This is a genomic window from Chryseobacterium culicis (genome assembly GCF_002979755.1).
Lineage (GTDB): Bacteria > Bacteroidota > Bacteroidia > Flavobacteriales > Weeksellaceae > Chryseobacterium > Chryseobacterium culicis_A.
This window is the reverse complement of sequence record NZ_PCPP01000001.1, coordinates 2,648,144-2,658,779: the sequence shown is the minus strand read 5'-3', so window position 1 is coordinate 2,658,779 and position 10,636 is coordinate 2,648,144. Positions and strand designations below refer to the sequence as shown.

Annotated in this window: 10 protein-coding genes and 1 tRNA gene; 10 read left to right on the top strand and 1 reads right to left on the bottom strand. The window is 35.9% G+C overall.

The features are described 5' to 3' along the window. Positions 1-15 precede the first annotated feature (15 nt). Positions 16-1,515, bottom strand: a complete 1,500-nt coding sequence (locus CQ022_RS12055) for a DUF4394 domain-containing protein (RefSeq protein ID WP_105681616.1) — start codon at positions 1,513-1,515, stop codon at positions 16-18. Positions 1,516-1,840: 325 nt separating this feature from the next. On the opposite strand from CQ022_RS12055, the gene tuf reads away from it, so the two are divergent. The 10 genes from tuf to rplK all read left to right on the top strand — a co-directional run bounded on the left by tuf (position 1,841) and on the right by rplK (position 10,629). After that, positions 1,841-3,052: an elongation factor Tu gene (tuf, locus tag CQ022_RS12050; RefSeq protein ID WP_105681615.1), complete on the top strand. Its 1,212-nt coding sequence runs from the start codon at positions 1,841-1,843 to the stop codon at positions 3,050-3,052. Between the two features lie 57 nt (positions 3,053-3,109). After that, a tRNA-Trp gene (locus CQ022_RS12045) sits at positions 3,110-3,180 on the top strand. A gap of 12 nt (positions 3,181-3,192) precedes the next feature. Continuing rightward, positions 3,193-3,399 (top strand): preprotein translocase subunit SecE, encoded by a 207-nt coding sequence (gene secE, locus CQ022_RS12040; protein WP_002976410.1) that lies wholly within the window; start codon positions 3,193-3,195, stop codon positions 3,397-3,399. A gap of 19 nt (positions 3,400-3,418) precedes the next feature. Then, the gene (nusG, locus tag CQ022_RS12035) at positions 3,419-3,961 is read left to right on the top strand and encodes a transcription termination/antitermination protein NusG (RefSeq protein WP_105681614.1); all 543 of its coding nucleotides are present in this window, start codon (positions 3,419-3,421) and stop codon (positions 3,959-3,961) included. 424 nt (positions 3,962-4,385) lie between these two features. Then, positions 4,386-5,006 carry a hypothetical protein gene (locus tag CQ022_RS12030; RefSeq protein ID WP_105681613.1) on the top strand — a complete coding sequence of 207 codons (621 nt, stop codon included), beginning with the start codon at positions 4,386-4,388 and terminating at the stop codon, positions 5,004-5,006. Positions 5,007-5,018: 12 nt separating this feature from the next. Beyond that, a complete protein-coding gene (locus CQ022_RS12025; RefSeq protein ID WP_105681612.1) occupies positions 5,019-5,666 on the top strand; it encodes a hypothetical protein in 648 nt (215 codons plus the stop codon). 7 nt (positions 5,667-5,673) lie between these two features. Then, complete coding sequence (locus CQ022_RS12020; protein ID WP_105681611.1) at positions 5,674-6,342, top strand: hypothetical protein; 669 nt, start codon at positions 5,674-5,676, stop codon at positions 6,340-6,342. A gap of 170 nt (positions 6,343-6,512) precedes the next feature. Beyond that, complete coding sequence (locus CQ022_RS12015; protein ID WP_105681610.1) at positions 6,513-8,072, top strand: tetratricopeptide repeat protein; 1,560 nt, start codon at positions 6,513-6,515, stop codon at positions 8,070-8,072. 143 nt (positions 8,073-8,215) lie between these two features. Beyond that, positions 8,216-9,844 carry a T9SS type A sorting domain-containing protein gene (locus CQ022_RS12010; protein ID WP_105681609.1) on the top strand — a complete coding sequence of 543 codons (1,629 nt, stop codon included), beginning with the start codon at positions 8,216-8,218 and terminating at the stop codon, positions 9,842-9,844. Positions 9,845-10,185: 341 nt separating this feature from the next. Further along, complete coding sequence (gene rplK / locus CQ022_RS12005; RefSeq protein WP_047435399.1) at positions 10,186-10,629, top strand: 50S ribosomal protein L11; 444 nt, start codon at positions 10,186-10,188, stop codon at positions 10,627-10,629. Positions 10,630-10,636 lie beyond the last annotated feature (7 nt).

Below are 10,636 nucleotides of genomic sequence, written 5' to 3'. Positions count from 1 at the left end.
TAAAATAGGATGAGTTTAAAATCCTAGCCCTACTGTAAAAGCTTTTACAGAATTAGGGTAATCAGAGACTGATGTAGCAGCTCCTGTTGTTGTATTAATGGTATAAATTTTTGTAGAGGAACCTACTGATGCCATTAAATATGCTTTTTGGCTCATACTTCCAATATCAAAACCATTAGTATTGGTAATATTAATCCCTAAAGAACCTGTTTCTACTAAAGTTCCATTATTAGGAGGGTTTTGCTGATATAATTTATCTGTATTATGATCAATAACAAAAAGAGTTGTAGCAGTGGCTCCCGCAAAATTATTAGTATATGCTGCTGCACTTATCATCGGAGTTCCAGGATTTAATGGGCTATCAACAGCTGCAATTGTCCCGTCGTTAGGATTAAGTCGAAGGTTCTGCCCGGTATTGCTTACTACTCTTATCCTATCTACAGTAGGGTTGAAATCAAAACCGAAATCAGTTCCGGAAAGTAAGGTTGAAAAAGGAGTAGTGCCCACTGCAGTAGCAGCACCTGTGCCCAAATTGATAGTGTAGATTCTGCTTGAACTTCCCAATGCATACAATTGTCCATTTACAGGACGGAAATCTATTCCTAAAATATTTTCACCGCTTTGTAACCCTGCTATTGTTTTGGAAACAGGCATCGGGCTGTTTGGATTGAAAATCTGAAGATTATTTGAATTGTCAATAGCATAGGCTACCGGTTCTGTAGGAATCGCCAGATCAATAATTGCCTGTTGAAGAGAACCTATTGAAGTTGCTTTTCCATTATTCAGATCCAGAATATGTAGTTTATCATTGAAAGCTAACAATGCAGTATTGTTATCAAATTTAATATCAAAAGCAGCTTGTCCGGTAAAAGTAGTTCCAAGACTTCCAACCTCTACTAAAGTTCCATTGTTGGGAGGATCCTGTTTGTATAATTTTCCCAGCATCGGATCAATATCATATAACACAGTAGTAGAAGCTCCTGCTTTGCCGTTGGTATAAGCTAATCCGGTTATGGAAGGGTTTCCTGTTCCGTTAATATTGATATCCGTAGCAGCAACAGCTCCCGTTTCCGGATGCAGACGTAGATTTTGACCAGTATTGCTTACCAGACGAATTCTATCAACGGTAGGATTGAAATCAATAGAAGCAATTGTTCCAGAAATCAAAGGAGCAAATGCTGTTGTGCTTACAACTCTTGCTGAAGCATTGGAGGTATTGATTATATATAATTTACTGGCATTTGATACTGCATACAATTCTCCTGTAGCAGGTCTGAAATCTATACTTAACAATTTTTCTCCTGAAGGAACACCTGTTACAGTTGTTTTTGAAGTGAAGGTTTTCGGATTGTTAGAATTAAAATAAACAAGTTCATTCATCGCTGTTATTCCATATACCATAAGATCCGGACCCTGAGACATGTTTTCTGACATAGGGTTTTCATCTGAATTGTCACATGAAAGTAGTGCTGCAATCGTAAACAAAGCCAAACACATGTGTAATAGTTTTCTCATAATATTAATTTTAGTTATTACTATATCTACGAGAAAAAAAGCAAGATGGATTTAAGAATATAATGATTGTCTGAATATTTTTTTATGGCTTATTATATTCATAATTAGCTAGATAGTTTATATTTTTTAATAAAACGTTTCTAATGATTTTTTTCAATCCGGAAAAATGTGTAAATTTGCAGTCTCAATACGTTGAAATATAAGGTTTGTCCTTCACTGGATGAGAATATTGAAAGTTTTTTTAATAAAAAGTTTTTGGTATTTAAAAATTCATTATATTTGCACACCGAAAATTTGAAAAACAATAAATAAATAATTTTAAATCATGGCAAAGGAAACGTTTAATCGTAACAAACCACACTTGAACATTGGTACTATTGGTCACGTTGACCATGGTAAAACTACTCTTACAGCTGCTATTTCTGCTGTATTAGCTAGCAAAGGTCTTGCTGAGAAAAAAGACTTCTCTGCAATTGACTCTGCTCCAGAAGAAAAAGAAAGAGGTATTACTATCAATACTGCTCACATCGAATACGAAACTGAAAAAAGACATTATGCTCACGTTGACTGTCCAGGTCACGCCGACTATGTTAAGAACATGGTAACTGGTGCTGCTCAGATGGATGGAGCTATCGTAGTATGTGCTGCAACTGATGGTCCTATGCCTCAGACTAGAGAACATATCCTACTTTGCCGTCAGGTAAACGTACCTAGAATCGTTGTTTTCATGAACAAAGTTGACATGGTAGACGATCCTGAGTTGTTAGAGCTTGTTGAAATGGAACTTAGAGACTTATTGTCTACTTACGAATTTGACGGAGATAACTCTCCAGTAATTCAAGGTTCTGCTCTAGGTGCTCTTACAGCTGCTACTGCATCTCCTGCTAACACAGAAGATAAGTGGTTCAAAAGCGTAGAAGAATTAATGGATGCTGTTGATACTTGGATCGAGCAACCACCAAGAGATACTGATAAGCCATTCTTGATGCCAATCGAAGACGTATTCTCTATTACAGGTAGAGGTACTGTAGCAACTGGTAGAATCGAGGCTGGTGTTATCAACACTGGTGATCCAGTTGATATCGTAGGTATGGGTGATGAGAAATTAACTTCTACTATTACAGGAGTTGAGATGTTCAGAAAGATCCTAGATAGAGGTGAAGCTGGAGATAACGTAGGTCTATTGTTGAGAGGTATTGAAAAAACTGACATCAAGAGAGGTATGGTTATCGCTAAGAAAGATTCAGTTAAGCCACACAAGAAATTCAAAGCTTCTGTTTATATCCTTTCTAAAGAAGAAGGTGGACGTCACACTCCATTCCACAACAAGTACCGTCCTCAGTTCTACGTAAGAACTACTGACGTTACAGGTGAGATCTTCTTACCAGAAGGTGTAGAAATGGTAATGCCTGGTGATAACTTAGAGATCACTGTAGAATTGTTACAACCAATCGCTCTTAACGTAGGTCTTAGATTTGCGATCAGAGAAGGAGGTAGAACAGTTGGTTCAGGTCAGGTTACTGAAATCATAGACTAATCATCTTAAAAATATAAAAAGCTTCCGTAAGGAATTTCTTTACGGAGCTTTTAATCTACGGGCATCGTCCAATGGTAGGATACCGGTCTCCAAAACCGTTGATCAGGGTTCGAATCCTTGTGCCCGTGCAAATATAAATTATGAGTTCATTTGTCGATTTTTTAAAAGGTTCTTATAACGAATTCAGACATAAAGTTGAATGGCCAAAATGGGCTGACCTACAGTCTTCTACAATTGTAGTGACTATTGCGACAGTTATTCTGGCTTTATTTACCTTTGGAGTTGATGAATTGTTTTCAAAAGCAATCAGCAACATAATAGGAATGCTAATCAACTTGTTCAATTAATAATTAAGTATTTTCCATAATGAGCGAATTGAAATGGTATGTGCTGAAAGCTATCAGCGGACAGGAAAATAAAGTGAAAAACTATATTGAGACAGAAATCAAACGTCTAGGGTTTGAGCAGTACGTTACTCAAGTGGTTATTCCTATGGAAAAGGTGATCCAAATTAGAAACGGTAAAAAAGTTCCTAAAGAGAGACCTTACTATCCTGGCTACTTGATGATTGAAGCTGACCTGATGGGAGAGATTCCTCACGCTATTAAAAATATCCCTGGAGTTATTTCTTTCTTAAGTTTGACAAAAGGCGGTGATCCTGTTCCAATGAGAAAATCAGAGGTTAACAGAATGCTTGGAAGAATGGATGAACTTTCAGAATTTGCAAGCGATGTTGAGATTCCTTATGTAGTAGGTGAAAACGTTAAAGTGATCGATGGTCCTTTCAACGGATTCAATGGTACAGTTGAGAAGATTCTTGAAGACAAAAAGAAAATTGAAGTTTCTGTATTGATCTTCGGTAGAAAAACTCCAATGGAATTAAGCTACATGCAAGTAGAAAAAGTATAATAATTACTTATAAAATATAAAAAAGACTGCTATTTAGCAGTCTTTTTGCTTTACCCCATTTCTGTAAATTTGAATGGTGTAAATTAACGATTATGAAGAAATATATTTTTGTATAATTTTTCATAATTATTTTTCTTCTATTCTTTAATTCTCAATTTCTGTTAGTTACTCCTGCAAAGAGCTTCCCTTTAATTTAATTATCACCCTAATGGGAATAGATTTGTTTTTGCAGATCGAAGTTCTTTCCTTATGCTTAATTCACTTTCGGATGGCATACTTCTTGCAACACCATGGTAACTAATCCAAAAATTTTATATTTTTTTATTTTATACACTGCTTGCAGTTGTATGAAGCATTTATGCTTTTATAAAAAAAGTAAAACCTGAATTAGTAAAACACAAGTCTTATATAAACACATAACCCAATGACAAAAATTATTTCGATGATCATTCTAGTGAGTGTATCAATGCTCACGAGTGCGCAGGTTGGTATCAATACTGCTACACCGGAAAAGGAGCTTACCGTAAACGGTACAATGAAGACATCAGGAATTGTTTTCAAGCAGCCCATGGAGAAACTGAAAGCGGACGAGAATTACACTTTCATTATTAAATCTCCGGCTCCGGAAAACAAAATTACAGCGTACAATGATTCTTTTGTACCTAATTCACCGGCTCCGATTAATCTTATTCAGTTTAAAATTACCTGCGACCCTTCAGACAAGGATTGGGTAAATCAGTTTGACACAAAGATCAATTCCAACAAGTTTTTGGTCGTGATCTCTTCTTTTGGATTTACACAACCTACAAGAACTTATACAGCAGACTGGGTGACACCAATGCCTCAGATCTTTGCGTATTCTTCAGGAGGAACATGGAAGCTTAAGGCAGATTACCAGGGATTTGCTCCTGATAACTCTTTTCCAACAGGAGTCTGGACACTGAACTTATTGGTATTTGACAGATCATATGCCAAAGATTTTAATACTACACAAAACCTTAATGCTTCAACTACGGGTGCTGCTGCAGCTCCTTTAATTCAATAAAACATAAACTATATGAAAAAAATTATTGCGATACTCTTTACGGGTTTTGCCGCTTTAAGCATGCATGCTCAAGTAGGAATCAATACTAAAACTCCTAAAGGTACTCTGGATGTTGAAGGCGAAACATTGGTAGAATCCTATTTAATAGATACTGAAAATACAAAGGCAAGCGGAAATTATCTTCTTCTTACCCGTTCAAAAGATACTTCACCGGTAGGTAAGGTGAAGCTGTTGGATATAACGCTCCGTAATGTAGCACCTGTAAATATGTATAATGTTGTATTGAAAAATGTAAGACAAGATGAAGTGGTAAACCTCAATACAGGATTAGATGCGAGTAAATATGTTGTGGCTATTACAGGTGCTGTTTTTACAGGAGCGGTTTCCGCAGCGAATACCACCACCAATCCCAAATCATATGGTTCTTATGCAACTGAAATTACCCAGGTAACCAGCGGTGGTATAAAATATCATGCTATTAATTTGGCTTTTAAAGGAGCAGGAACTGTTTCTTCCCAAAATGGTACCTGGACACTTACCTTAAATGTCTTTGAAAAATCATTGGTTAAAGACTGGGGAACTTTCAACGGTTCTGTTTCAGCATCTGCTTCACCTGCTTATTCAGGAGTTTCAAACAATACACCTCTAGGACTTCAATAAAAAAACTATGAAAAGAAAAATTTATATCACAATAATCATGTGTCTGGGGATATTTTTGAATGCCCAGAAAGGAAAAGTAGGAGTGAATACTGCAAACCCTACGGAAACACTTGATGTTAACGGAAAAACATATACGAATTCTCTATATCTAAGAAATCCGGGAGAACCTACCATGACGGGAGGTAGCTTTTTAGCAACTTCACAAAACGGTTTACAATTGTATGATCCTTCTTTGGAAAGCAGCGGACTTTTCAATTACCTTAAGCTTACTCTTACAGGAGTATCGGGAACAGGTATTGCGGATTATGATACCAAAATTGATGCAAACAATTTTTTGGTTATCCTTCACAACTACTCATTTAAACTGAATGATGGAACCACCAACGTAATGCTTGATTATGGAGACAATGGTGTGAATGATAACAAACAGGGATCACCAGATGTTGTTGCTTTCAAAAGTAACGGAACATGGCATGTAAGAGCAAGGTTTACAGACAGCAGAATTCTTGCAGTGAGTTCATCCACTCCATCAAGAACTTATAACAACTTTACGGTTGATCTTTATCTAATGGCATATAGAAGACTGATTGAAAAACAGAATATCAGCGATATCAATGCTGACCTTGGAGGAAATGATGGTTCTACCCAGACAATTAACAAACCTGCAGGCTTTTAATCAATCTTTCCTGTTGAAAATATATGAAACGGCTATTTACATTAAATAGCCGTTTTTATTTTATAATTTCTTATGGGATTTTAAATTACTTTGATAAATAACAGTAGTTATTGTTGGTTTGTATGTCATTTTCTCAAATGATTTTATAATTTTATGTGGAATTATATTTTATGGGAAAACGTTTTTCTTTTATAGTACTGTTGCTGTGTTCCGTACTGTTCTGTTTTGGTCAGAATAAAAAAGAATATGAACAATATATAAATACGGCTAATGAACTGAAGTTTAAAGATTGGCCAAAAGCAGAGCTTAATATTCAGAAAGCCAGAAAAAGCGTTCCGGAAAATAATTTGGGTGACTTTTATATAGAAGCCGCAAAAATCTACAGTGATGCCAATTATTTTGATATTGCACTGGATTATTCAGCAAGAGCATATCATATCTTTCTGGATAAAGACGAGGAGAAAACAGCGAAGATCGATGGTATTTTCGCTTATACCTATTCTCAGCTTAATGATACCCCAAGGGCAATTGCCTACTACAAGAAACTTCTAAACTTTTATCAGAAACAAAAAAAACAGACCGAAACCATCAAAGCATTAAACAATCTGGGAAATGCATACCTTGTGTTATCCAGAATGGATTCATCAAGATATTATTTTGAAAAAAGTCTGATGTCTTTTGAAAACTATGACAATCCGGTTCTGAAAGCTTTTGTATTTTCAAATTTTGGGAAATTTAATTTTCAGGAAGGAAATACTGCCAAGGCTGAAAGCTATCTATTGGAAGCCCGGGATATCTTGAAAAATAATGCTATTGACGATAAAAAATCAAATTATCAGGTCAATTATAATCTGGCTAATTTCTACACTGAAATCAAGAATCCGGAGAAAGCTTTACTGTATGCAAAAAATCTGGGAAACTATGTCATCCCGAATACGGTCAGTTTTGACAATACCAATTATTTAAAAACATTATATAAAGCCTATCAGCTGAATAAGAATTATCAGCGCTCCACTGAGACCTTTAAAAAATATGACTCTATACGGGATTTGCTCAATATAGAAGAAAAAGCAGTAAATGTTGAAAGACTAAAAGTAAAACACGACTATGAACTGCAGAAAAGACTTGATAAAATTGAACAGGACAGAAAAAACATGCTGTATGTGGTGATGGTCATTATTCTTCTCCTGGTTTCGGCCATTTGTATTTTACTGCTTTTCAATTTCCGAAACAAAGCGGAAAAACTCCGATTAGAGAAAAAGCTCATTGAAAACAGAGAAAAAGAACTGGAGATAGATAATCAGATGAAAGAAAAAATGCTGGTTTATAAATCTATGGAACAATCCAAAATAGAAGAAATATTCAAATCTCTTCTGGATCAGGTGAATGTTTTGAAATCCAAACTGAAAGATAGTGAGATAGACGAAGTGTCAAGAATTATCAATGAAATTAAACTGAATACCAAACAGGACTCGTGGGGAGATTTTGAATATCATTTTCTGAATATCCATGAATCATTTTATGAAAACCTGGATCGTAAACATCCGGGATTGACCAACTATGATAAAAGGCTTGCAGCTATGCTGAAACTTAAATTATCCACCAAAGAAATTTCCCATCTGTTGAATGTTACTCCAAAAACAATAGAGAATTCAAGAACAAGGCTGAGGAAAAAAATGAATTTAACGAACACCAAAGAAGATCTTGCTCAATATTTGAATGAATTGTAAGTTGTTGAATTGTATTGCTTTAAATGTTGGTGTGTGGAGATTGTGTGGTGTTTTTTTTCTATGATGTGGTAACTGTGTGGGAGATTTTAAATAGAGTTGGGAAGGATTATATTCCTTTGCTTCCTATTTAAAACAATACCACTATGAAAAAATTACTTACCCTTTTTGTAACCTTATCCCTAAGTTTTTTGGGAAAGGCTCAATGGAATCCTGCCTTGGATCAAAACCTTTTGGTATCAAAACCGGGTGGTTCCTCTTTTGCCGCAACAACCAGTGATGGAAAAACCTATATAGGATACTGGAAAACTGTGCCGGCTCCGGTGAATTTTGAGTTGAGATTACAAATTCTGGATCAGCAGGGAAATAAGCAGCTGGGAGCTGATGGTATTAAAATTACAGATCAGATTCCGATGAGTACTTATACTGTGGTGGAAAAAACGGCAGTAGATGCGTCCGATAATCTTTACATTGGTGTTACAGGAACAGGCGCTGGCACACCAGGGTATGTTTTTAAAATTACTCCTCAGGGAGTATCAGAATGGCCTAATGGGATTAGCCTGGGAGAAGCTTATTTGCCTACAATTCTTCCTTTAGCTAACGGAGATATTGTGGTGGGATATTTCCCTGCCAGTCAGAAATATACTAAAATACAGCGATATAATGCTGCAGGGCAATCCGTATGGGCAGGTCCTGTACAGATACTTTCCAATGATACCACGAAAAATACGATTCCGGCAGATCTTTTTGAACTTCCCAATAATGAATGCGAAATTATTTTTCACAAGCAATTGTCATTTGGAACGACAAGTAATTTGTTTGCCCAGAAAATTAATTTAAAAAATGGAGCTCTGGTTTGGGACGGGGCAAAGCAGATTACAACCAAATCTACCGCTTACAATACTAAATATTCCGGTGCGGTGGATGGAGATGTTGTATATTATGGATTTAGCAGTGGAGAAAATATGAGATTTGATGCCTATCTTCAGAGAGTCAATGCAGACAGCAGTCTTCCTTGGGGAAATATAGGAGTAGATTTTGATACCAACCAGACCTATTTTGAAAAAGATATGAAAATGGCTTTTGCACCAGGCTCTTCTTATATCTGGGCAATGGCAAATTACAGTTCTTCCTCACAAGGAGAAAATGGGGAATTTATCCAAAAATTTGATAAAAATACTGGGGCAAGACTTTTAACAGATCATGGAAAGCAGATTTTCCCTATTGATAATATTTCTATGTTTCATTATGGAGATTTACAATTGGTAAATAACAAACCGTTTTTTGTTGTTCAGAAAAAAGAAACGTCCACTTCCCTGAATGTTTCTTTAAACGCAGTACAGCTGGAAAGCAATGGTGATTTTTCCTGGCCGCAGCAATATCTTCCGGTTGCTACCTATTCTGCATCTAAAAGCTATCCCAGCATCTTGAGACCTGTAAACGGGCAAAGTGTGGTGGTATTCCAGGAAAAGAAAAATGCGGATAATACATCTGCTGTATATGCACAGAATTTAATGTTGCCTAACGGAACAATGGCGGTTCATGATGTTTCAACTAAAAATGTAAACATCAGAATTTATCCAAATCCGGCAACAGATATGATATATATAAGTGGAGTGAAAGATCAGAACTTCAGTATTTACAATGCAGCAGGGCAATTGGTAAAAAGCGGAATGATGGATCAAGGAAAAGTTGAAGTTCGAGATCTGGTAAAAGGAATCTATATGATAAAAATGAAAGAACAGGAAGAAAGTTTAAAGTTCATTAAAAAATAGGTATTTATCATCATAATAGTAAAGTAGAATGAAAAGGGGGAGAAGAGCAACTATTTGCTCTTCTTTTTTTGTTAAAAGAAATTCAGGTGATGATGATTTCAGCATTCAAAATAATCATGAAGGAAAGAGGAACAAAAAAGTTGATGGGAGAAAATAAAGTTTTTTTGACCATCAATATTTTTTTTAAAACTTTTTAAAAATCAGCAATTTCCGTTTGCTATTTCAAAAATATTTTATACTTTTGCAGTCCAAAAAGTAGGTTTATCATAAGTGAGTAGGATAACCTGCTGAATAATAAATGCTTCCAAACTCATTAATTATTCAAATTTAAAAAACAAACAATGGCTAAGAAAGTCTTTAAAATGGTAAAGCTTCAGGTGAAAGGTGGCGCAGCTAACCCTTCTCCACCAGTAGGTCCAGCATTGGGTTCTGCAGGTGTGAACATCATGGAGTTTTGTAAGCAATTTAACGGAAGAACCCAAGATAAGCCAGGGCAAGTTTTACCTGTAGTAATTACAGTATACGAAGACAAATCTTTTGAATTCGTTATTAAAACTCCACCTGCAGCAATCCAGTTAATGGATGCAGCTAAAATCAAGGGAGGTTCTGGTGAACCAAACAGAAACAAAGTAGGTTCTGTAACTTGGGAACAAGTAAAGAAAATCGCTGAAGATAAAATGGCGGATCTTAACTGTTTTACAATGGACTCTGCTCTTTCTATGGTTGCAGGTACTGCTAGATCTATGGGATTAAGAGTAACAGGAACTAAACCAACTAACGCTTAAAACCTAA